The organism is Streptomyces calvus, assembly GCF_006782915.1.
GTDB classification, from domain to species: domain Bacteria; phylum Actinomycetota; class Actinomycetes; order Streptomycetales; family Streptomycetaceae; genus Streptomyces; species Streptomyces calvus.
The window spans coordinates 13,965-36,703 of the sequence record NZ_VCNP01000019.1; the positions used below are offsets into that span (position 1 = coordinate 13,965).

18 protein-coding genes are annotated in these 22,739 nt (G+C 72.9%); 4 read left to right on the top strand and 14 right to left on the bottom strand.

The genetic code is table 11. The features are described from left to right. Positions 1-130 precede the first annotated feature (130 nt). The 3 genes from FGW31_RS08870 to rimP form a co-directional block, all read right to left on the bottom strand. On the bottom strand, positions 131-412 hold the full coding sequence (locus FGW31_RS08870; RefSeq protein ID WP_142192833.1) for a YlxR family protein: 282 nt from the start codon (positions 410-412) through the stop codon (positions 131-133). A gap of 102 nt (positions 413-514) precedes the next feature. Further along, positions 515-1,513 carry a transcription termination factor NusA gene (nusA, locus tag FGW31_RS08875; RefSeq protein ID WP_142192834.1) on the bottom strand — a complete coding sequence of 333 codons (999 nt, stop codon included), beginning with the start codon at positions 1,511-1,513 and terminating at the stop codon, positions 515-517. 2 nt (positions 1,514-1,515) lie between these two features. Then, positions 1,516-2,037 (bottom strand): ribosome maturation factor RimP, encoded by a 522-nt coding sequence (gene rimP / locus FGW31_RS08880; protein WP_142192835.1) that lies wholly within the window; start codon positions 2,035-2,037, stop codon positions 1,516-1,518. 206 nt (positions 2,038-2,243) lie between these two features. Between rimP and FGW31_RS08885 the strand changes: the two genes are divergently transcribed. The 3 genes from FGW31_RS08885 to FGW31_RS08895 are packed head-to-tail and all read left to right on the top strand — an operon-like array spanning position 2,244 to position 4,214. Then, positions 2,244-2,798, top strand: coding sequence for a hypothetical protein (locus FGW31_RS08885; protein WP_142192836.1), 555 nt, complete (start codon positions 2,244-2,246; stop codon positions 2,796-2,798). Further along, positions 2,795-3,259 (top strand): ferritin-like domain-containing protein, encoded by a 465-nt coding sequence (locus FGW31_RS08890; RefSeq protein WP_142192837.1) that lies wholly within the window; start codon positions 2,795-2,797, stop codon positions 3,257-3,259. The genes FGW31_RS08885 and FGW31_RS08890 overlap by 4 nt, the downstream gene beginning before the upstream one ends. Positions 3,260-3,308: 49 nt before the next feature. After that, positions 3,309-4,214: an aminoglycoside phosphotransferase family protein gene (locus FGW31_RS08895; protein WP_142192838.1), complete on the top strand. Its 906-nt coding sequence runs from the start codon at positions 3,309-3,311 to the stop codon at positions 4,212-4,214. A gap of 193 nt (positions 4,215-4,407) precedes the next feature. Here FGW31_RS08895 and FGW31_RS08900 read toward each other — a convergent pair whose 3' ends face one another. The 7 genes from FGW31_RS08900 to FGW31_RS08930 form a co-directional block, all read right to left on the bottom strand. After that, a complete protein-coding gene (locus tag FGW31_RS08900) occupies positions 4,408-6,108 on the bottom strand; it encodes a proline--tRNA ligase (protein WP_142192839.1) in 1,701 nt (566 codons plus the stop codon). An 82-nt stretch (positions 6,109-6,190) separates the two neighbouring features. Then, a complete protein-coding gene (locus tag FGW31_RS08905) occupies positions 6,191-6,757 on the bottom strand; it encodes a GNAT family N-acetyltransferase (RefSeq protein ID WP_142192840.1) in 567 nt (188 codons plus the stop codon). Between the two features lie 27 nt (positions 6,758-6,784). After that, the gene (locus FGW31_RS08910; RefSeq protein WP_142192841.1) at positions 6,785-7,633 is read right to left on the bottom strand and encodes a GNAT family N-acetyltransferase; all 849 of its coding nucleotides are present in this window, start codon (positions 7,631-7,633) and stop codon (positions 6,785-6,787) included. A 197-nt stretch (positions 7,634-7,830) separates the two neighbouring features. Further along, a complete protein-coding gene (gene ispG, locus FGW31_RS08915) occupies positions 7,831-8,988 on the bottom strand; it encodes a flavodoxin-dependent (E)-4-hydroxy-3-methylbut-2-enyl-diphosphate synthase (protein ID WP_142192842.1) in 1,158 nt (385 codons plus the stop codon). 183 nt (positions 8,989-9,171) lie between these two features. Continuing rightward, positions 9,172-10,464, bottom strand: a complete 1,293-nt coding sequence (locus FGW31_RS08920; RefSeq protein WP_182674871.1) for a M50 family metallopeptidase — start codon at positions 10,462-10,464, stop codon at positions 9,172-9,174. Positions 10,465-10,472: 8 nt separating this feature from the next. Continuing rightward, positions 10,473-11,735 (bottom strand): 1-deoxy-D-xylulose-5-phosphate reductoisomerase, encoded by a 1,263-nt coding sequence (gene dxr / locus FGW31_RS08925; protein WP_142192844.1) that lies wholly within the window; start codon positions 11,733-11,735, stop codon positions 10,473-10,475. Positions 11,736-11,917: 182 nt separating this feature from the next. Beyond that, positions 11,918-13,867: an acyl-CoA dehydrogenase family protein gene (locus tag FGW31_RS08930; RefSeq protein ID WP_142192845.1), complete on the bottom strand. Its 1,950-nt coding sequence runs from the start codon at positions 13,865-13,867 to the stop codon at positions 11,918-11,920. Positions 13,868-14,306: 439 nt separating this feature from the next. Between FGW31_RS08930 and FGW31_RS08935 the strand changes: the two genes are divergently transcribed. Continuing rightward, entirely contained in the window at positions 14,307-15,356 is a 1,050-nt protein-coding gene (locus FGW31_RS08935) for a LacI family DNA-binding transcriptional regulator (protein ID WP_142192846.1), read from the top strand. A gap of 114 nt (positions 15,357-15,470) precedes the next feature. Here the strand turns inward: FGW31_RS08935 and FGW31_RS08940 are convergent, their stop codons facing one another. The 4 genes from FGW31_RS08940 to FGW31_RS08955 are packed head-to-tail and all read right to left on the bottom strand — an operon-like array spanning position 15,471 to position 22,679. After that, positions 15,471-16,184, bottom strand: a complete 714-nt coding sequence (locus FGW31_RS08940) for a glycoside hydrolase family 12 protein (protein WP_142192847.1) — start codon at positions 16,182-16,184, stop codon at positions 15,471-15,473. A gap of 35 nt (positions 16,185-16,219) precedes the next feature. After that, positions 16,220-18,496: a glycosyl hydrolase family 95 catalytic domain-containing protein gene (locus tag FGW31_RS08945; protein ID WP_142192848.1), complete on the bottom strand. Its 2,277-nt coding sequence runs from the start codon at positions 18,494-18,496 to the stop codon at positions 16,220-16,222. Continuing rightward, positions 18,493-20,478, bottom strand: a complete 1,986-nt coding sequence (locus FGW31_RS08950; protein WP_142192849.1) for a beta-galactosidase — start codon at positions 20,476-20,478, stop codon at positions 18,493-18,495. The genes FGW31_RS08945 and FGW31_RS08950 overlap by 4 nt, the downstream gene beginning before the upstream one ends. Then, entirely contained in the window at positions 20,478-22,679 is a 2,202-nt protein-coding gene (locus tag FGW31_RS08955) for a sialidase family protein (protein ID WP_142192850.1), read from the bottom strand. Before FGW31_RS08955 ends, FGW31_RS08950 begins: the two co-directional genes overlap by 1 nt. Between the last annotated feature and the right edge of the window lie 60 nt (positions 22,680-22,739).

Genomic DNA, 22,739 nt, shown 5'->3' on the forward strand with positions numbered 1-22,739 from the left:
CATCGCGTACTCATCGAGTGCTCATCGCAATCTCGACCTGCTTTCGACTCGCGAGGTACCAGACCGCGCGGGGGGTTCCGCGCGGCACGTTCTTACCGTGTTGCCTGTTCAGCCGGCCGGGGGCCGCTGCTCAGCAACCTTGTGCCTGCTCGACGTAGTGGCGCAACGCCTTTACGTCGAGCGGTCCCGGGACGCGAAGCGCCCTCGGAAACGCCCTGCGGCGCACCGCCTGGTCGAGACAGACCGGGACGGGGTGCACATACGCACCCCGGCCGGGCAGCGTACCGCGAGGATCCGGGACGCATGCGTCCTCGATCGCCACGATCCGCAGCAGCTCGTTCTTGACCGCTCGCTCCCGGCACCCCACGCATGTGCGCTCAGGGCATACGCCAGCTCGTGTCCGGCCAGACACTCCTCAGTCTACCTCCCCGGACCGACCTCACCCCTTTGGGGCAAGAATCGAACCCCTGCCGTGAGCAAAGCTGTCGTGATCTCAGCCACCCACGGCTTGGATCTATTCCCCGGACCGGTCCGCGGGCTGCTCCGTGTCCGGCCGGATGTCGATCCGCCAGCCGGTCAGACGGGCGGCGAGACGGGCGTTCTGCCCTTCCTTGCCGATCGCCAGGGACAGCTGGTAGTCCGGCACGGTGACCCGGGCGGAGCGGGCCGCCATGTCGACGACCTCCACCTTGGAGACCCGGGCCGGCGACAGGGCGTTCGCGACCATCTCGGCCGGGTCGTCGGACCAGTCGACGATGTCGATCTTCTCGCCGTTCAGCTCGCCCATGACGTTGCGCACCCGGCCACCCATGGGCCCGATGCAGGCGCCCTTGGCGTTCAGGCCCGAGCGGGTGGAGCGGACGGCGATCTTCGTGCGGTGACCTGCCTCACGGGCGATGGCGGCGATCTCCACGGAGCCGTCGGCGATCTCCGGCACTTCCAGGGCGAACAGCTTCTTCACCAGATTGGGGTGGGTGCGCGAAAGGGTGACGGACGGACCGCGCACGCCCTTGGCCACCCGTACGACGTACGAGCGCAGCCGCATGCCGTGCGGGTAGGTCTCGCCGGGCACCTGTTCCTGCACCGGCAGGATGGCCTCCAGCTTGCCGATGTCGACCAGCACGTTCTTCGGGTCGCGGCCCTGCTGGACCACTCCGGTGACGATGTCGCCCTCGCGGCCGGCGTACTCGCCGAGCGTCGCGTCGTCCTCGGCGTCGCGCAGGCGCTGCAGGATGACCTGCTTGGCCGTGGTGGCGGCGATACGGCCGAAGCCGGACGGAGTGTCGTCGAACTCGCGGGGCTCCTGGCCCTCGTCGAGGTCCTCGGGGTCCTCCTTCGCCCACACGGTCACATGCCCGGTCTCCCGGTTGAGCTCCACGCGCGCGTGCCGGCGGCTTCCCTCGGTGCGGTGGTAGGCGATGAGGAGGGCCGACTCGATCGCCTCGACCAGCAGGTCGAAGGAGATCTCCTTCTCCCGTACCAAGCCCCGCAGGGCGCTCATGTCGATGTCCACGGCTACGCCTCCTCTTCCTTCTTGTCGTTCTTCTTGTCGGACGCGTCGTCCTTGCGGTTGAACTCGACCTGGACGCGCGCCCTGGTGATGCCGTCGAAGGCGAGCCTGCGCGCGGTGGCCTTGCGGCCCTTCACTCCGGGTACTTCGACGTCGAGACCGTCGTCGTCGACGCCGAGGATCCTGGCGACCAGTTCGCCGCCCTCGGCCAGCTGGAACCGCACCAGGCGGCCGGTGGCGCGCACGTAGTGCCGGTGCTCGGTGAGGAGGCGTTCCGCGCCCGGCGTTCCCACCTCGAGGGTGTACTCACCGCCGCCCATGGCGTCCGTCTCGTCGAGCTTCGCCGAGAGCGCGCGGCTCACATCGGCGATCCGGTCCAGGTCGGCACCGGTGTCGGAGTCGACGACGACGCGCAGCACGCGCTTGCGGCCGACCGCGTCCACGGCGATCTCCTCGAGATCGAGGCCCTGTGAGCTGACGAGCGGTTCCAGAAGTTCTCGAAGCCTCTCGCTCTGGGTGGTGCTCATCCGGGTGACTCCTCGGCCGCGTGTGCTGTTGTGGGACGGTGCGCGTGTCTGCACAAAGGGTATCCGGTCGTGGAGGGTGTTGCCGTCCACCCGGTCACGCAGGGTGCCGCTGGCCGCCGCCGGGCGGGGGCCCGGGTACCGTGATCACGGGCCAGCGGCCCTTCTTCACGTAGCCCCGTCCGTACGAGCCCCCGAGGACGTCTGCCGTGCCGTTCCCCTCGTCTTTGCGCGCCCGGTCGGGGCCGCGCAGAAGGAGTCTGCTCGCCGTCGCCCCGGCGGCCCTGCTGGTGGCGGGCTGTTCCGCCGACTCCGAGAACTCCGCCTCCGGGGGCAGCCGTCCGTCGGCCGCCGACCGGGTCCGCGCGCGGGCGGCCCGGGACAGCAGGGCGCTGGCCGAGCGGTACGACGCGGTCGTCGCCGCGCACCCGGCGCTGGCGGAGCGGCTGCGTCCGCTGCGCGCGGAGGTCGCGCGGCACGAACGGGCGTTCGCGGGAACGCCGTCGCCGTCGCCGTCCGTGTCCGCCTCGCCGTCCGTGTCCGCCTCGCCCTCCGGGCCGGCCGCGCCGTCCGCCTCCGCGTCGGCCGCCGTGCCCGCGAAGGAGAAGGACGCGCTCGCCGAACTGGCTGCCGCCGAACGGGAGATCGTCGACCGGCGCACCGAGGCGCTGCTGACCGCGCCGGGTGAGCTGGCCCGGCTGCTGGCCTCGGTGGCGGCCGCCGGCGCGGCCCATGTCTATCTGCTGACGGAGGCGGGACGGTGAGCAAGGCGGAGGACCGAGGGCTGCGGGCCCTTCAGGCGGCGCTGGCGGCGGAGCACGCGGCGGTGTACGGCTACGGCGTGGTCGGCGGGCGCATCGGCGAGAAGCGGCGCGCTGAAGCGCGTACGGCGTACGACGCGCACCGGGCGCGCAGGGACGCGTTGGTGCGCGCCGTGCGGGACGCGGGCGGTGAGCCGGTCGCCGCCGCGGCCGGGTACGCGCTGCCGTTCCCGGTGCCGGACGCGGCCGCGGCGGTGCGGCTGGCGGCGGAGCTGGAGGGCCGGCTGGCGGGGGTGTACGCCGATCTGGTGCGGGAGAGTTCGGGCGAGCGGCGCCGGGTCGCGGCCGAGGCGCTGCGGGAGGCGGCGGTGCGGTCGGTGCGCTGGAGCGGCGGGAGCGTAGCCTTCCCTGGGCTCGCCGAGCGGAGCGGTACGGAGTCGGGGAGCCCGGCACCGACGGTGTGACGGGGGCGTCGGCACCGCGTACAGCAGCAGGAAGGGAACGGACTCGCGCATGGCTTTCGAACCGCCGCAGCGTCTGGTGAGGGCGCTCGGTGAGACGGCGCCCGAGGGCGACGACTGGCTGGAGAGGCTGCCGGAGGCGGCGCGCGGGGCCGTCGCGGAGCGCGAGTTGACGGTGGAGCGGGTGCAGGTGCCCGGTGGGCGCAGCAGCCTGGTGGTGCTGGTGCGTACGGCCGGCGGGACGCCCGCCGTCCTGAAGCTGGCGCCGCACCGGGCGCGCCCGGAGAGCGAACGGGCGGCGCTGGCCCACTGGGACGGCCGGGGCGCGGTGCAGCTGCTGGAGCCGCCGTCGGCCGGGTCCGAGGGGGTGCTGCTGCTGGAGCGGCTGCATCCGGACGTGTCGGTGCGGTCGTTGCCGGAGGCGAAGGCGTTGCTGGAGGCGGCGGGGACGCTGCGCCGGCTGTGGGTGGAGCCGCCCGGCGGGCACGACTTCGAGACGGTGGCGGAGCGGACCGGGCGTCAGGCGCGCGCGATGCGGGCGGGCGCTCAGGCCGACCCGGAGGTCGCGGCGCTGGTGGCGGCGGCGCTGGAGGCGCGCGAGGATCTGCTGGCCGCGCCGCCGGAACACCGGCTGCTGCACGGCACGTTCCGGCAGAGCAAGGTGCTCGCCGGGGACCGGATGCCGTGGCTGGCGGTGGGACCCGATCCGGTGGTCGGCGAGTGTGCCTTCGACCTGGCGCGGCTGGTCCGCGACCGGGTGGAGGACCTGATCGCCCAGCCGTCGGGCGCGACGACGACGCGCCGGAGGGTGAAGCGGCTCGCGGAGTCCCTGGAGGTCGACCGCGAACGCCTGGCCGGCTGGACGTTGTTCCGGGCGGTGGAGTCCGGCGTCCGCGCCCGCCGCGTCGGCCGCGAACGCGACGCGGAACTCCTCCTGGAGTTCGCGACCTGGCTGTGACGCCGGCCCGGCGGCCGGCCGCACAGGGGGGGGGCGCGTCCGGCAGCGGTCCCGCGCACGACGGCACTTAGGAGGCACCCACGGCCCCCTACCAAGTGGTGGGCCCGTGCACGGCGGCACTTGCGCGGCCTGCAGCCCCGTACCGAGTGGTGGGCCCGTGCGGGCGACGGAGTCCGCACGGGCCCGGGGGCCGTCAGGCCGTGAGGCGGGCGATGGCCTCGTCGACGGTGAGTTCCTCGCGCTCGCCGGTGCGGCGGTCCTTGAGTTCCAGGACGCCCTCGCCCGCGCGGCGGCCGGCGACCAGGATGCGCGGGACGCCGATCAGCTCCGAGTCGGTGAACTTCACGCCCGGCGAGACGCCGGCGCGGTCGTCGACCAGGACGCGGAGCCCGGCGGCGGACAGCTTCTCGGAGACGTCGAGCGCCAGTTCCGTCTGGAGGGCCTTGCCGGCGGCGACCACGTGGACGTCGGCCGGGGCGACCTCCTGGGGCCAGCACAGGCCCTTGTCGTCGGCGGTCTGCTCGGCGAGCGCGGCCACCGCACGGGAGACGCCGATGCCGTAGGAGCCCATGGTGACGCGGACCGGCTTGCCGTTCTGGCCGAGGACGTCCAGCTTGAGGGCGTCGGCGTACTTGCGGCCCAGCTGGAAGATGTGGCCGATCTCGATGGCGCGGTCCAGCTTCAGGCCGGTGCCGCACTTGGGGCACGGGTCGCCCTCCTGCACCACCACGACGTCCACGTGGGCGTCGACCTCGAAGTCGCGTCCGGCGACGACGTTCTTCGCGTGCGTGTCGGCCTTGTTGGCGCCCGTGATCCAGGCGGTGCCGGGCGCCACGCGCGGGTCTGCGATGTAGGTGACCTTGTCCAGGCCCTGCGGGCCGACGTAGCCGCGCACCAGGTCGGGGCGGGCCGCGAAGTCGGCCTCGGTGACCATCTCGACCGTGGCCGGGGCGAAGTGCGCCTCGACCTTGTCCATGTCGACCTCGCGGTCGCCGGGCACGCCCACGGCGACGATCTCGCCGTCGACCTTCACCAGCAGGTTCTTCAGCGTCGCCGAGGCGGGGACGCCGAGCTGGGCGGCGAGGGTCTCGATGGTCGGGGTGTCCGGGGTGGGGATGTCCTCGGCGGCCGGGACGCCGGAGGCGTCGACCGGCTTCAGCTCGTAGGAGACCGCCTCGGTGTTCGCGGCGAAGTCGCAGTTCGGGCAGTCCGCGAAGGTGTCCTCGCCGGCGTCGGCGGGCGCGAGGAACTCCTCGGACTTGGAGCCGCCCATCGCGCCGGCGGTCGCGGCGCAGATGCGGTAGTCGAGACCGAGGCGCTCGAAGATCCGCTGGTAGGCCTTGCGGTGCAGGGCGTAGGACCGGGCGAGGCCCTCGTCGTCCAGGTCGAAGGAGTAGGAGTCCTTCATCAGGAACTCGCGGCCGCGCAGGACGCCGGCCCGGGGGCGGGCCTCGTCGCGGTACTTGCTCTGGATCTGGTAGAGGATGACCGGCAGGTCCTTGTAGGAGGTCGCCTGGTCCTTCACCATCAGGGTGAAGATCTCCTCGTGGGTGGGCCCGAGCAGGTAGTCGCCGCCCTTGCGGTCCTGGAGGCGGAACAGCTCGGGGCCGTACTCGTCCCAGCGGCCGGTCGCGTCGTAGGGCTCACGCGGCAGGAGCGCGGGGAGCAGCACCTCCTGGCCGCCGATGGCCTCCATCTCCTCCCGCACGATGCGCTCGACGTTGCCCAGGACCTTCTTGCCGAGGGGCAGCCAGGTCCAGATGCCGGCGGCCGTGCGGCGTACGTATCCGGCGCGGACGAGCAGCTTGTGGCTGATGACCTCGGCGTCCGCCGGGTCGTCGCGCAGCGTCTTCGCCATCAACTGGGACATGCGCTGGACCGGTGCGTTCGCCATGGTTCTCGTACTCCTGCTGCGTCTGGGTGATGGAAGGAGGTTAGCCGGGCGGGACGGGGCGGCGGAAATCGATTGTCCGCCGTCAGCGGAGCAGCGGCAGCGGTGCGCCCATGACGGCGTACGGCCTCGGGGCGCTCGGGAAGTGGACCTGGCGGGCGAGGTCGCGGTAGCCGAGCGAGCGGTACAGACGGCGGGCGGGGCTCTCGATGTCGATGGCGGACAGGATGGAGCGGGGCTGGTCGGCGCCGTCGGTGATCGTGGTGATCAGGGCGCGGCCGATGCCGTGCTTCTGGTGCCGCGGGTGGACGTGCAGTTCGGTGATGACGAAGGAGTCGTCGAGCCAGTCGTCGTGGCCCTGGGCGCGCAGGTAGGGCTCGACGACGGTGGACCACCAGTGGCCGCGGTCGTTGGGCATGCCGTAGACGAAGCCGACGAGCCGGCCGCGGGTGGTGGCGCCGAAGGCGCGGGCGCCCGGGAGGGTCATGTGGCGCAGCACGATCTGCCGGCGTACGGCCACCTCGTCGGGACCGAGTCCGAAGGCCACCGCCTGAACCGCCAGCGCCTCGTCGACATGTCCGGGGAGGTCGAGTGGGCCGATCAGGACGTCGTCGTCGGGCTGGTGACGGCCGTGGCCCGGAAAACGCAGCATGCCCGGGAGACTACAGGGGCGTGCCCGTCAGAACAGCACGCTCATGAAGGCGCCGACCTCCTGGAAGCCGACCCTCTCGTAGGTGCGGCGGGCGGGGGTGTTGAAGTCGTTGACGTAGAGGCTCGCCACGGGGGCGAAGTCGGTGAGGGCGTGGCGCAGGACGGCCGCCATGCCGGGTGCGGCGACGCCCCTGCCCCGGTGTTCGGGGGCGACCCAGACGCCCTGGATCTGGCAGGCGCGGTCGGTGGCGGCGCCGATCTCGGCCTTGAAGACGACCTTGCCGTCGGCGTCGAAGCGGGCGAACGAGCGGCCGGATCCGACGAGTTCGGCGACCCTCGCCTGGTAGAGCAGGCCGCCGTCGCCGGCCAGCGGGGAGACGCCGACCTCCTCGGTGAACATCGCCACGCACGCCGGCATGATCGTCTCCAGTTCGTCCTTGCGGACGCGGCGCACGTACGGGTCCGGGGCGACGCCGGCGGGCATGCGGTCGGTGACCATGAGCGGCTGGTGGGCGCGGACGTCGCGGGCCGGGCCCCACTGGGGTTCCAGCAGCCGCCAGAGTTCGGCGGTGGGACCGGCGGGGCCGACGATGGAGGAGCAGCGGCGGCTGGCGCGGCGGGCGCGGTCGGCGAAGGCGCGTACGGCGCGGGGGGTGGCGCAGAGGGGGACGAGGTTGGCGCCGGCGTAGCACAGGGAGGTCAGGACGCCGCCTTCGTACCAGCCCCACATCTCGCCGCCGAGCCGCCACGGGTCCAGGCCGGCGATCCGGACCCGGGCCGTGACGAAGGCGTTCGCGACCGGCTCGCGGTCGAGCACGGCGAGTGCGGCGTCCAGGTCACTCGGTTCGAGGACCCGGGATGTGGTCTGCGTCAACACGTGCGGGGCCTCACACACTGGGGTCTGCTGATTTCCGCACTGTACCCGCGGAAGCCGTGCCGTGCCGCCCCGTGTGGGTGCCGCCCGCTTCGAGGTGGCCGCCGGCCGCCGCACCGCCTCCGGGGGCCCACGCCCCCGGAGGCCCGCTGCGGCCCTGCGCGCCCCTCGTCCTCGAACGCCGGACGGGCCGATGTCACCTATCCCGCCACGGAAACGGACGGCTCCCCGCTCGCCACGCCGTCCTTCTCCATCTCCTCGGCGATCTTCATCGCCTCTTCGATGAGCGTCTCCACGATCTTCGACTCGGGCACGGTCTTGATGACTTCGCCCTTGACGAAGATCTGCCCCTTGCCGTTGCCGGAGGCGACACCGAGGTCGGCCTCGCGGGCCTCGCCGGGGCCGTTGACGACGCAGCCCATGACGGCGACGCGGAGCGGCACCTCCATGCCGGTGAGGCCGGCGGTGACCTCCTCGGCGAGCTTGTACACGTCGACCTGGGCGCGGCCGCAGGACGGGCAGGAGACGATCTCCAGGCCGCGCTGCTTGAGGTTCAGGGACTCCAGGATCTGGTTGCCGACCTTGACCTCCTCGACGGGCGGGGCCGACAGGGAGACGCGGATGGTGTCGCCGATGCCCTGGGAGAGCAGCGCGCCGAAGGCGACGGCCGACTTGATGGTGCCCTGGAAGGCCGGCCCGGCCTCGGTGACGCCGAGGTGGAGCGGGTAGTCGCACTGCTCGGCGAGCTGGCGGTACGCCTCGATCATCACGACCGGGTCGTTGTGCTTGACGGAGATCTTGATGTCGTGGAAGCCGTGCTCCTCGAAGAGGGACGCCTCCCACAGCGCGGACTCGACGAGAGCCTCGGGCGTGGCCTTGCCGTACTTCTGGAGCAGCCGGCGGTCCAGGGAGCCGGCGTTCACGCCGATGCGGATCGGGGTGCCGTGGTCGCCCGCCGCCTTGGCGATCTCCTTGACCTGGTCGTCGAACTTCTTGATGTTGCCGGGGTTCACGCGGACCGCGGCGCAGCCGGCCTCGATGGCCGCGAAGACGTACTTCGGCTGGAAGTGGATGTCGGCGATCACCGGGATCTGCGACTTGCGGGCGATCGTCGCCAGCGCGTCGGCGTCGTCCTGCGTGGGGCAGGCCACGCGGACGATCTGGCAGCCGGAGGCGGTGAGTTCGGCGATCTGCTGGAGGGTCGCGCCGATGTCGGAGGTGCGCGTGGTCGTCATGGACTGCACGGACACGGGGGCGTCGCCGCCCACCGCCACGGAGCCGACCTGGATCTGCCGGCTCTTCCGGCGCTCGGCGAGCTTGGTCGGAACGGACGGCATGCCGAGAGAAATCGCAGTCATCTGCTGTGCAACCCCAAGTCGTGGATCAAGGTCCGGCTCCCCGTGAGCAGCGGGCTCCGGGCTCCGAGATTACGGCACGGGCCGAGGCCCGGGCACATCGCGCAGGTAAACCCGCCCAAAGGACGACGGCCCGGAACGAAAGGGTTCCAGGCCGTCGTGAACGGAAGGTGTCGGCGTCGGGGCCTACGAGATCCGTACCGGGTTCACCACGTCGGCGATGAGGACGAGGATGGTGAAGCAGACGAAGATCCCGGCCACGACATAGGCCACCGGCATCAGTTTCGCCACGTCGAACGGGCCCGGGTCGGGCCGGCGCAGCACCTTGGCGGTGTTGCGGCGCAGCGACTCCCACAGGGCGCCCGCGATGTGGCCGCCGTCGAGCGGCAGCAGCGGGAGCATGTTGAACAGGAACAGGGAGAGGTTGAATCCGGCGAGCAGCATCACGAACATGGCCAGCTGCTGGGACGCCGGGATGTCGAGGGTGGCGATCTCGCCGCCGACCCGGGCGGCGCCGACGACGCCCATCGGGGAGTCGGGTTCCCGGGGGCCGTCGCCGAAGGCGGCGTCCCACAGGGCGGGGATCTTGGACGGGAGGGCGGCGAGGGAGTCGACGGCGTCGCCGACCCGGTCGGTCATCCAGACCACGGAGTCGCCGAAGTCCTGTTTGACGACGCCGGTGGCGGCGCTGAAGCCGAGGAAGCCGGCCTTGACGTACTCGCCCTCGACGTAGGCGCCGCTCGCGTCCTTCTTGGCGACCTGGTTGGTGGCGATCTGCGCCTGGAGGGTCAGCTCGCGGCCGTCCCGCTCGACGACGATCGGCACGGCCCGGCCGGCGCTGTCCCGGATGAGGTCGGAGAGGGTGTCCCAGTCGTCGGTGCGGACGCCGTCGAAGGCGACGATCCTGTCACCGGCCTTCATGCCGGCGGCCGCGGCCGGGGACTCGGGGTCGGACTTCTTGCACTCGTCGCGGTTCTCGCTCTGCGAGATGACGCAGGGCGAGACGGAGCTGACGGTGGTGGTCTGCTGCTGGATGCCGAAGCCCATCAGCACGGTGAGGAACAGCGCGACCGCGAGGATCAGGTTCATGAACGGGCCCGCGAACATCACGACGACCCGTTTCCACGGCTTGCGCGTGTAGAACAGGCGGTTCTCGTCGCCGGGCTTGAGCTCCTCGAACGCGGCGGAGCGGGCGTCCTCGATCATGCCGCGCCACGGTGAGGTGGAGCGGGCCTCCAGCCGGCCGTCGGGGCCCGGCGGGAACATGCCGATCATGCGGATGTAGCCGCCGAACGGGATGGCCTTGACGCCGTACTCGGTCTCGCCCTTGTGCCGTGACCACAGGGTCGGGCCGAAGCCGACCATGTACTGCGGCACCCGGATGCCGAACATCTTGGCGGTGGACAGGTGGCCCAGCTCGTGCCAGGCGATGGAGAACAGCAGGCCGACCGCGAAGACGACTATGCCGAGGATGAACATCAGGGTCGTCATGCACGCGCCTCCGCGCTCGCCGTCCGGACAGTCAGTTCCCGGGCCCGCTCGCGGGCCCAGGCTTCCGCTTCGAGGACGTCCGACACGGTCAGCGAGGTTCCCGTCGCCGGGGTGCCGTGCTCCTCGACGACCCGGGTGACGGTCTCCATGATGCCGTTGAAGGGCAGCGCGCCGGCGCGGAACGCCTCCACGCACTCCTCGTTCGCGGCATTGAACACCGCCGGGGCGGTGCCCGCGAGCTCACCGACGTGCCGGGCGAGGTCGACCGAGGGGAACGCCTCGTTGTCCAGGGGGAAGAACTCCCAGGTGGACGCCTTGCTCCAGTCGAAGACCGGGGCGGCGTCGGGGACCCTCTCGGGCCAGCCGAGGCCGATGGCGATGGGCCCGCGCATGTCGGGGGGCGTCGCCTGGGCCAGTGTCGATCCGTCCGTGAACTCCACCATCGAGTGGACGTACGACTGCGGGTGCACGACGACCTCGATGCGGTCGAAGGGAATGTCGTACAGCAGGTGCGCCTCGATGACCTCCAGGCCCTTGTTGACGAGGGTCGCGGAGTTGATCGTGATGACCGGTCCCATGGCCCAGGTGGGGTGGGCGAGGGCGTCCTCGACGGTGACGTCGGCCAGCTGCTCCTTGGTGCGGCCGCGGAAGGGGCCGCCGGAGGCGGTGACGACGAGGCGCCGCACATCGGCGCGGGTGCCCGCGGCCAGCGCCTGGAAGAGCGCGGCGTGCTCGGAGTCGACCGGGATGATCTGCCCGGGCTTGGCGAGCGCCTTGACCAGCGGGCCGCCGACGATGAGCGACTCCTTGTTGGCGAGCGCGAGGGTGCGGCCCGCCTCCAGGGCGGCGAGGGTCGGCGCGAGGCCGATGGAGCCGGTGATGCCGTTGAGGACGGTGTGGCAGGCGGAGGCGGCGAGCTGGGTGGCCGCGTCCTTCCCGGCCAGGATCTCGGGCAGCGGCTCCCCCGCCCCGTACTGCGCGGACAGCGCCTCGCGCAGCGCGGGTACGACGTCCTCGCGGGCGACGGCGACCGTGCGCACCCGCAGCCGGCGGGCCTGCTCGGCGAGGAGGGCGACCCGGCCGCCGTTGGCGGACAGGCCGGTGACCCGGAAGCGGTCGGGGTTGCGCAGCACGAGGTCGATGGCCTGGGTGCCGATCGACCCGGTGGAGCCGAGGATCACCACGTCCTTCGGGCCGTCTCCCGCCACGGGGTCGTACACCAGGTGCGGGTCGGCGAGGGGAGCTGGAGCGTCGGTCATGGACCCATTGTGTCGGGTCGTGACCGCCGCCGTGGCCCCGCCCCGGCGGCCCGCCCGCGCGTCCTGCCGCGCAAAGGGAGGGGAAGCCCGGATTCCGGAACCGGTGTCCCCTCCCCCGTGTCCCCGGCCGTCCCGGCCGGCCGCGTCGGGCGCGGCCGGCGTCGGCTGCGGCGGCCGCGCGGTCAGCGGATCGGGCGGTGGACGTTGTCGCGGGCGCTCGGGCCCGGGGTGGCGTCCGCGATCCAGGGGCCGTCGCCGGAAGGGTCGACGATGCCCTGTTCCAGCCACGCGTAGTCGCCGGCGAGCACGTTCCGCACGACCTTGCGGTCGAGGTCGTCGGTGTTGGTCCACAGCCGGGCGAAGAGTTCGTCGACCCGGATGCGGGCCTGGCGGCAGAAGGCGTCGGCGAGCTGGTAGGCCTCGCGGCCGTGCTCGCCGCGGCCGCGCAGGAGTTCCGCGCGGACGCAGGCGGCGCTCATCGCGAACAGTTCGGCGCCGATGTCGACGATCCGGCCGAGGAAGCCCTGCTTGGTCTCCATCCGGCCCTGCCAGCGGGACATGGCGTAGAAGGTGGAGCGGGCCAGCTTGCGGGCGGCGCGCTCGACGTACCGCAGGTGCGGTGACAGGTCGATGCCGTGCCGGAACCCGCCGTACGAGCCGGGGAGCTGGCCCGGGCCGGCGACGAGCCGCGGCAGCCACCTGGCGTAGAACACGCCCGCGTTGGCGCCCGCCCGCGCCTTGTCGGAGAGCGACTTGTCCGGGTCGATGAGGTCGCCGGCGACCGAGAGGTGGGCGTCGACGGCCTCGCGGGCGATCAGCAGGTGCATGATCTCGGTGGAGCCCTCGAAGATGCGGTTGATGCGCAGGTCGCGCAGCATCTGCTCGGCGGGGACCGCGCGTTCGCCGCGGGCGCGGAGGGAGTCGGCGGTCTCGAAGCCGCGTCCGCCGCGGATCTGGACCAGTTCGTCGGCCATCCGCCAGGCCGCCTCGGAGCCGTACAGCTTGGCGAGCGCGGCCTCGATGCGGATGTCGTTGCGGTCCTCGTCGGCCATCTGGGAGGACAGGTCGAGGACGGCCTCCAGGGCGAAGGTGGTCGCCGCGATGTACGCGATCTTGGAGCCGACGGCCTCGTGCAGCGCCACCGGCTTGCCCCACTGCTCGCGCGCCGCCGACCACTCGCGGGCGATCTTCAGGCACCACTTGCCGGCGCCGACGCACATCGCGGGCAGGGACAGCCGCCCGGTGTTGAGCGTGGTGAGGGCGATCTTCAGGCCCTGGCCCTCCTCGCCGATGCGGTGGGCGGCGGGGACGCGGACGCGGTGGAAGCGGGTGACGCCGTTCTCCAGGCCGCGCAGGCCCATGAAGGCGTTGCGGTTCTCGACGGTGACGCCCTCGGCGGCCGCCTCGACCACGAACGCGGTGATGCCGCCGCGGTGGCCCTCGGACCGCGGCACCCGGGCCATGACCACGAGCAGGTCGGCGACCACGCCGTTGGTCGTCCACAGCTTCACGCCGTCCAGGACGTAGTCGTCGCCGTCGGGGACGGCGGTGGTGGCGAGCCGGGCCGGGTCGGAGCCGACGTCGGGCTCGGTGAGCAGGAAGGCGGAGATGTCGGTGCGGGCGCAGCGCGGCAGGAAGGTGTCCTTCTGCTCCTGGGTGCCGAAGAGCTTCAGCGGCTGCGGGACGCCGATCGACTGGTGTGCGGACAGCAGCGCGCCGAGGGCCGGGTTGGCGGAGCCGACCAGCGCGAGCGCCTTGTTGTAGTACACCTGTGTGAGGCCGAGGCCGCCGTACTTGGTGTCGATCTTCATGCCGAAGGCGCCGAGTTCCTTGAGCCCGGTGATCACCTCGTCGGGGATGCGCGCCTCGCGTTCGATGAGCGCTCCGTCGATCTTCGTCTCGCAGAAGTCGCGGAGCTTGGCGAGGAACTCCTCGCCCCGCTCGGTGTCCTCGTCGGCGGGGAGCGGGTGGGGGTGGATGAGGTCGAGCCGGAAGCGGCCGAGGAACAGTTCCTTGGCGAAGCTGGGCTTGCGCCAGTCCTGTTCCCGGGCGGCCTCCGCGACCTGGCGGGCCTCGCGCTCCGTGACGGTGGGACGGGACGGGGACGGGGGTGACTCGGATACTGCGGACATGAGGCTCACCTCGCCGCGTTTCGGGATGGAGGGGCGGTATGGCGGTTGTACCGGTCCCGCGTGATCGTTTCGGGCGATCGCGGGTGTTTCTTCGCTGACGGGTGCTACTCGATCGTATGTACCTGATACGGGACGGTCCCACCCCCCTTCCTGCGGCCGTTCGGCCCATGCCGGGGCCGGGCGGGGTGCCGCCTTCGTCGCGGACCCCGGGCGGCGGTCGCGCACCGCGGGTGCCGCCGGGGTCCGCGACGCGGGCGACCACTACCCTGGTCGCGGACGGACCGCCCTGTCCGACCGGAGAAGCGTCGAAGCGCTTCGACACCCGCCTGACCACCTATGGACACCCGTCTCCGCTAGGGACTACTGTCGATTCCACCCTCATCCACCCTGGTAAGTCCGCGCGCATTGTCGAAGCGCTTCACACCCTTTGGAGAGCTGGATGGTCACCCTCGCCGAGGTCGCCCAGCACGCCGGAGTCTCCGCGAGCACGGTGAGCTATGTCCTCAGCGGCAAGCGGTCGATCTCCGCGAACACCCGGCAGCGGGTCGAGCGGAGCATCCGCGAACTCGGGTACCACCCGAACGCCGGGGCCCGCGCCCTGGCCAGCAGCAGGTCCAACGTCATCGCGCTGATGATCCCCCTGCGCACCGACATGTACGTGCCGGTGATGATGGAGATCGCCATCGCGGTCGCCACGACGGCCCGCACGCACGGCTACGACGTGCTCCTGCTCACCGGCGAGGAGGGCCCCGACGCGGTGCGCCGCGTCGCCGGCAGCGGACTCGCCGACGGCATGATCCTGATGGACGTCGAACTCGACGACGAGCGGCTGCCGTTGCTGCGGGGTGGGGGTCCCGCCGCTCGAGCGGAGTCGAGAGTGGGGGACGACCAGCCCGCGGTACTGATCGGGCTGCCCGCCGACACCACCGGACTCACCTGCGTCGACCTCGACTTCAAGGCCACCGGCGCGCTGTGCGTGGAACATCTCGCCGAGCACGGGCACCGCGACATCGCCGTCATCGGTGAGGCGCCCGCCGTCTACGAACGGCACACCGGCTTCGCCGAGCGCACCCTCGACGGACTGCGCGGCCGGGCGCGGGAGCTGGGGCTGCGCCTGCTGCACCGCCCCTGCGAGGGCGGATACGACGCGATGGCCGTGACACTGGCCCGGATCCTCGACGAACGCCCGGGCACCACGGGCTTCGTGGTGCAGAACGAGTCGGCGGTCGAGCCGCTGCTCGCCCTGCTGCGGCAGCAGGGCCGGGCCGTGCCGGAGGACGTGTCGGTGGTCGCGATCTGCCCGGAGCAGGTCGCCGTGCAGGCGTCGGTGCGGCTGACCTCGGTCGCCATCCCGGCGCAGGAGATGGGCCGGCGGGCCGTGGAGCAGCTGGTCGCGAAGTTCGAGGGGCGGGGCGGGGACGAGGTGGTGCTGCTCGCGCCGGAGCTGACGGTGCGCGCGAGCTCGGGCCCGGCACCCGGCCGGCCGTAGCGCCGACGCCCCTCCCGACGGCCGGTGTCGCCCGCACCGGCCCGTGACCTCCTCCTGCCGGCTGCCGCCCGCACCGGCCCCGGTGAGCGGGACCGGCGCGGGTGGTGTCCTGGCCTAGCCGCCGGAGACGGTCAGGTTGTTGGTGCGGAAGTCCAGGCCGCCGGACGACGAGGTGATCTCGTAGCCGAACTGCACGTCGCCGATGGTCTCGTTGCCCATCCAGCCCTTGGTGTCCTTGATCCACTTCAGGACCGGGAGGATGTCGACGGTGCCGGCGTTCGAGTCCGAGGTGCGCAGGAACGAGAAGACCTCGTTGGCGCCGTTGTTGCCCTTGTACACGTCCCAGGTGTGGCCGCCGAGGCTCACCCTGCCCTGCGCGGTGCCGAGCGGACCCACGGCGCCGTTGTGGTTGACCCACAGCATGATCTCGTAGTCGTAGTCCGTGTCCCAGATGTCGTACGAGGTGTTGTACGCGCCGGAGGACGGGACGGTGACGTTGTAGCTGCTGGTGAGCGAGCCGATGGAGGTGATCGGCTTGTTGATCACCTTCTTGGCGTTCGGGTAGGACTTGATGCCGCCGGTGTTGGGGTGGTCGGCCCACACGCCCCAATTGGTCCCGGAGTTGGCCCAGACGCACTGGGCTCCGGCGCCGGAGCCCCAGATGTTGTTGTAGAGCGTGTAGCCGTTGAGGCTGGTGTTGCCCCACTGGTCGCAGGAGTTCCAGACGGCGGCGTGGGCGGGGGCGGAGGCGAGGCCGACCGTCGCGCCGAGCGCGAGGGCCGGCGCCAGCAGGGCCTTGGTGATCCTGCTCAGGGTGCTGGGTGCCATGGTTGTCCTTCCATGGGTGGGGGGGATGGTTGCGGTCACCGCGTCCTCACGGGGAGGACGCGGTCTTCTCCGGCGACCAGGTCGAGCGGCTCGGCGCCGGCGGAAGTCCACAGGTCGATGCGGCAGGTGCGGGTCGGGTGGAGGACGGCGGTGGCACCGTCCGGGGACCAGGTGAGGTCGAGTACGGCGCCGAAGCGGGTGCGCACCCCGCGCAGCCGCCCGCGGGCGCACGCCGCCGGCGGCGCGGGCAGCAGGACCAGCCGGTCGGGGGTGGACTGCACCAGCGCCTCGATCAGCACGGCGGGCAGGGTGTGGGCGGCGTCGGCGTTGTAGACGTCGCGGCGCGGATAGTGCGCGCTCATCAGGGAGTCGTGGAAGAAGTCGCCGTCGAGGACCCGGCCGAGTGCCCGGGCGACCCGCTCGCCGTCCCGGAGGCGGGCCGCGATCAGCGCGTGGTGCAGGTGCCCGTGCGCGGAGTCGTTCTCGGCGCCGCGCAGTTCCAGGGCGCGGTGCGCGGCGGCGGCCAGGTCGGGGGTGTCGTACGGGGTGATCTCGTCCAGCGGCCACACGCCGTGGAGATGGCTGAGGTGGCGGTGGTCGTAGGAGTCCTCCAGGTCCGGCCAGGCCCATTCGGCGAGCGCGCCGTCGGCGTTGATGCGGTGCGGCGGCAGCCGGTGGGCGAGCGTCCGCCACCGGTCGGCGTGCTGCGGGTGGTACGCGGCCGCGGTCAGCAGGGCGTGGCGGGCCGCGGAGAGGTCCATGGCCGCGTTGATCGCGCCCCAGCTGCCGTTGGCGGGCCGGTTCTCGGGTGAGTAGGAGGGCACGACGACGAGGCGGCCGGCGCTGTCGGTGCGGGTGAGGAAGTCCTCGTAGAACAGGGCGACTTCGGCGAGCGCGGCGGCGGTGTCCGGGTCCCGTTCGCCGTAGGTCTCGTCGTGGTCGACGAGGGGCTTGAGCAGCCAGTCGGCACCGGCGGTCCACAGGTGCAGGGGGTACTCGCGGCTGAAGTGGTGGCTGTGGCCGCACTCGCCGTCGGTGTGCGCGGGCGCGACCACGCCCCGCGTGCCGAAGACGGCGCGGGCGTTGTCCCGCCAGTCGGGGAGTTGACGGTGGATCAGGTAAGCCAGTGCCCGGGTGACTTCGGGGAGGGCCGCGGCGGTGGCGGACGCGGTCTGGAGGTTGAGGTTGGCGTCGGTGGTGAAGGCGCCGGACCAGGCGGTGTCCCAGTCGCCGGTCCACAGTCCGGTGAGCCGGGGCGGGAGCAGACCGGCGGACGACAGCAGGTGGTAGCGGCCGGCCGCGAAGAGCCGTTCGAGCAGGGCGGCGCTGCCCGGCCGGGTCAGCAAGGCGGAGCCGGGCAGGGCGCGTTCGTCCGGGTCGGCGGCCAGGTCGAGCGTGACCCGCTCGTAGGCGGCGCGGTGCGGGCGCACGTGCCGGGCGAGGAGATCGCCGTACGCGGCGTCACCGCACACGTCCGCACCGGGCGAGGTGCGGTCGTACGCGGGTCTTCCCCCGGTGAGCAGGGCGCGCAGGGCGCTGCCCTCGGCGGTGACGTCCGCCTCCCCGGTGTGCCGGTGCACGCGGGTGAGCAGCAGCACCGACCGGGCTCCGTCGACGCGCAGGCCGGGCGGGGCCAGGGCGGTCCGGCCGCCGCCGACGGCGACGAGGGTGACACCGGTGTAGCCGAGGTCGCTGCGCGGGTAGCGCACGCGCAGGCTGAGCAGCGCGCCTTCCGCGGTGAGGACGGCACCGTGGCCGACGCCCAGTGCGGCGGGGGCGCCGGGCAGGCGGTGGTCCAGGGAGACGTCGACGGTGAGTGCCGGTCCGGTGACGTACTGGACGATCACGTCGTCGGCGCGGGAGACGAAGACCCGGCTGGTCCAGCCGGTGCCGGCCGCCTCGGCGACGCCGGTGGTGAAGTCGAGCGTGCGCCGGTACCCGCCCGGGCCCCGGTCGCCGTCCGGGCGGCGCAGACGGATCTGGAAGGCCGGGTGGAAGGGCCGCACCCACTGCAGCGGGCGGCCGTCGGTGAAGCCCTCGGCGGCGGTCAGGTCGCCGGCCAGCAGCCGGTCCTGGAGGTCGGTCAGGCCCTCGGCCAGCCGGGGCGGCATCCGGTACCGGTCGTCGCCGTCGCCACCGTCGCCGTCGCTGTCGCCGGGGCGGACGAGCGTGTGGTGGGTGACGACGGTCCGGTCGTCGTTCGGATCGCCGAACGTGAGGGTGCCGTGGTGGCCGTTGCCGCTCAGGAAGGCGTCCTCCCAGCGGCCGGCCGGCCGGGGCTCCCAGGTGCCGTGGACGGGTGCGGACGTCATGGGGCCAGCACCGCCGCTCCGTAGCGGCCGAGGGTGACCCGGCCGGTCACGGTGGTGTCCGTGAGCAGGTCGCGGTGGGTGCCCGCCACGTCCACGGTGACGGGCTCGCGGCCGTGGTTGAGCAGGAACAGCAGCCCGCCGCGGCGCACCGCCTCCACGCCGTCCGGCAGCCCGTCGAGCACCGGCCGCACGCCCGCGCCGTCGGCGGCGCGGGTCAGCAGCGCGCGCAGCGCCTCCGGCTCCGGGAGCGTCGAGACGTACCAGGCCCGGCCCTTGCGCAGGACGGCGGGCAGGCCGTCGAGTTCGCCGCCCCGGTAGCGGGTCGTCGTGTCGGCCGTGCCGTCGGGTTCGAGCTCCTCCGACCACAGCGTGCCGCGCAGTCCGCCCTCGCACTCGACGGTCTCGCCCGCCTCCAGCGGCCACCACTCGTGCAGGGTGCGGATGCCGAACAGGTCGCGCAGCCGGGCGTCCATGCCGCCGGGCCGCACCCGGTCGTCCCGGTCGGCGATCCCGGTCAGGAACCCGCAGACGAGTGTGCCGCCGCCGCGCACGTACGCGAGGAGGTTGTCGACGGCGGTGTCGGTGAGCAGGTACAGCCGCGGCACGACGACCATCCGGTAGCCGGACAGGTCGTGTTCGGGGTGGGCGAAGTCGGTGGCGAGGTGGGCCTGCCACAGGGCGCGGTGCCAGGCCGCGAGGACGTCCGGGTACGCGACCTCGCGCGAGGGGCGGGCCTCCTGGTCGCCGGCCCACCAGGAGTGCCAGTCGTGCAGCACCGCGACCTCGGCGGTCAGGTGCGTGCCGGCGACGTGCGGGCCGATCCGCCGCAGGTCCGCGCCGAGCTGCCGGACCTCCTGGTACGTGCGGCCCTGCTCACCGGCGTGCCCGACCATCCCGGAGTGGAACTTCTCCGCGCCCTGCCGGGACTGCCGCCACTGGAAGCAGCAGACGGCGTCCGCGCCGCGGGCCACGGCCTGGAGGGACCACAGGCGGTTGAGGCCGCGCGGCTTGGGGTGGTTCACGGCGCGCCAGTTGACGGCGCCGGCCGCCTGCTCCATCAGCATCCACGGGCCGCGCGCCTGGGAGCGGGTCATGTCCTGCACGAGCGCGCCGTGCTGGGCGGCGAGGGGGTCGCGCGGGTCGGGATAGAGGTCGACGGAGACGACGTCCTCCTCCTCGGCCCAGCGCCAGGCGTCCTGGCCGGCCCACAGCGGCATGAAGTTGGTGGTGACCGGCAGGTGCGGGGTGTGCCGGCGGACGATGTCGCGTTCGGCGGTGTAACACTCCAGGAGCATGTCGGAGGTGAAGCGCTTGAAGTCCAGCACCTGCGTGGGGTTCTTCAGGTAGTGGGCGCGGCGGGGCGGCAGCACCTCGGCCCAGTCGCCGTAGCCTTGGCTCCAGAAGGCGGTGCCCCAGGCCTCGTTGAGAGCGTCGAGGGTCCCGTACCTGTTCCGCAGCCAGTGACGGAAGCGGGCGGCGGCCTCGTCGCCCCAGTCGTAGGTGCAGTACTCGTTGTTGATGTGCCACATCGTCAGGGCCGGGTGGCCGCCGTAGCGGGCGGCCAGGTCCTCGGTGACGGCGGCGGCGCAGCGGCGGTAGGTGGCGCTGGAGTGGGAGAAGTGCTGCCGGCCGCCCCACCACTCGGTGCGGCCGTCCGCGTCGCGGGGCAGGGTGTCCGGGTGGAGGTGGCCCATCCAGGGCGGCGGAGAGGCGGTCGGGGTGGCGAGGACGACTCCGATGCCGTTGCCGTGCATCAGGTCCATCAGCCGGTCCAGCCAGCCGAAGTTCCGCTCTCCCGGGCGTGGTTCGAGCTTCGACCAGGAGAAGACGCCGAGGGTGACGGAGGTGACCCCGGCCTGTTTCATCAGGCGGACGTCCTCGTGCCAGGTCTCCTCGGGCCACTGCTCGGGGTTGTAGTCGCCGCCGAAGAGGACGCGGCCGCGGGTGGCGTCGTCGAGCGCGGGTCTTTTTCCGGTGGGCATCAGACGGGCTCCCCGTACTGGATGCCGCGCCCGTTGGTGGCGAGGTAGACCCGGCCGTACACGCGCGGGTCGCCGGTGATCGTCTCGCCGGTCCAGCCCCACTGGTGGGCGTCGTCGTTGATCCGGACCCAGGTCTTCGCCTCGTCGTCGGAGCGGTACACGGCGGTGACGGCCTCGGTGGCTCCGACCAGGTAGATCGCCGGGTAGGCGGCGCCGTCGGCGGCCTTGCCGAAGCCGAGGGTGTACGAGGCCCAGGGGCCGGCGGTCTTCGAGAAGCCCGCGCCGCCGTCCGTGGACCGGTAGAGCCCGTTCCACTTGGTGCTGAGCCACAGGTCACCGGACCGCCCGGGCGCCGCGACCAGCTCGAACTGGCTGTCGCCGGACGGCAGCCCGGTCGCCCGCGCGGTGAAGGTCCGGCCGCTGTCGGTGCTGGCGAACAGCGTCCCGGTGCCGGTGTCGTACGCGTAGAAGCGCGTCGGGTCGGCCGGGTCGGCGACCGGCGTGGCGCCCTTCGGGAAGGAGGGGACCTCGGACCAGGTGGCGCCGTTGTCGGTGGAGCGGTGGGCCGGGTACCCGGTGCCGTCCCCGTGCACGAAGACCCACAGCAGCACGCTGCCGTCGGTGTTGGTGGCGATCGGCCCCGGTGCGTCCTTGCCGAGGGCGGGCTGGGCCGCGAAGGGCGCCCAGGTCCTCCCGCCGTCGTCGGAGTACGCGCCGTTGCCGTGGTCGCCCCAGCCGGTGCGCACGACGTACGACGGCCTGGCCGCGGCCAGGGCCAGTCCCGTCGCCGTGCCGAACACGGGGTTCGTGGCCATGCCGCGGGACGGGGACGCGGTGAGCCGCTCGTGGTACAGCACGCCGATGTCCCCGCATCCGCTGATCAGGTGCGCCTGCCCGGTCGGCGGCGAGAGCAACTGGCGCACGGACGTCTCCTCCAGGCCGCGGATCTGCGGCGCCCAGTGCCGCAGGTCCCGGGTGCCGTAGAGGGTGGCGCCGGTGCCGTACACGATGTGCTCGGAGTCGTACGGGTCGACGGCGAGCGCCTGGATCCACCAGCCGAACTTGGGCGCGGCCTCGCCCCAGGCGAGGTACGGCGTCTCGGAGACGTCGAGGACGGCGGTGTCCTTCAGCGAGCGCCAGCGGCGTCCGCCGTCGGTCGAGCGGTACAGGGTGTCGACGGCCGCCCAGCGGTTGTTGGTGGAGACGACGACGGTGCCGGGACGGCGGGCGTCGACGGCGACGCCGCCGTAGCCGAAGGTGTCGCCCGCGCCGTCCGGCCGCGCCGGGGTGACGTCGGTCCACTCGCCGGTGGCGGTGCGCAGTCTGTGCACGCTGCCGTCCACCTGCCCGTTGGGCCCGGGCGCGTCGGCGTAGGTGACGTACAGCTCGCGGGTGTGCCGGTCGTACGCGGCGCGGATCGGTACGCGCGCGGAGGGGCCGGACGGCTGCCCGGGGACCGCCTCCCAGGTGGTGCCGTCGACGGTGCGGAACAGGTTCGCGTCGCCGCCGTCGCCCCAGCCGGCGTAGACGGTGCGCCCGGCGGCCACGAGGAGCGTGACGCCCTGGCCGGTGGCGGACGGCGTGGCCGGGAAGCCGGTCGCGGGCGTCCAGGTGGCGCCCCGGTCGGCCGAGGTGAGCAGCCCGTCGTGCCGGGTGCCGAGCCACAGGGTGTCGCTGTCGCGCGGGTCGACGAGCAGCCGCTCGCCGGCGCCCCGACCGTCCTCGTTGGCGCCGAGCTTCACGGTGAGGTCGGTGCGCCGCCAGGTGGTGCCGCGGTCGTCGGAGCGCAGCACCGCGCCGTCGCCGGCCCACGCCTGGGCGTAGGTGCCGCAGGCCAGGTAGAGGCGGTCGGGGTGGGCGGGGTCGACGGCGATCGCCTCGACGCCGAGCAGGTTCCAGTCGTCCCAGCCGAGGTGGTCCAGGAGCGGGATCCACCGTTCCCTCCGGTCGTCCCAGCGGTAGGCGCCGCCGATGTCGGTGCGGGCGTAGGCGAGGCCGCGTACGGCGGGGTGGAAGAGGACGCCGGTGATGAAGCCGGTGCCGCCGATGACGACGTTGCGCCAGCGGTAGGCGGCGTGCGCGGGCCCGGCGTGCGCGGGCCCGGCGTGCGCGGGCCCGGCGAGGGCGGGGGCACCGGCGACGGCGGCGACGGCCGCCGCTCCGGCGAGAACGGCACGCCGACCGGGAGAGGACGCGAACATGACAGAGGACCTCGTATCGGGGGTGAGTGGAGACACCTGGAGGGGCGCGGGGCTGTGTCC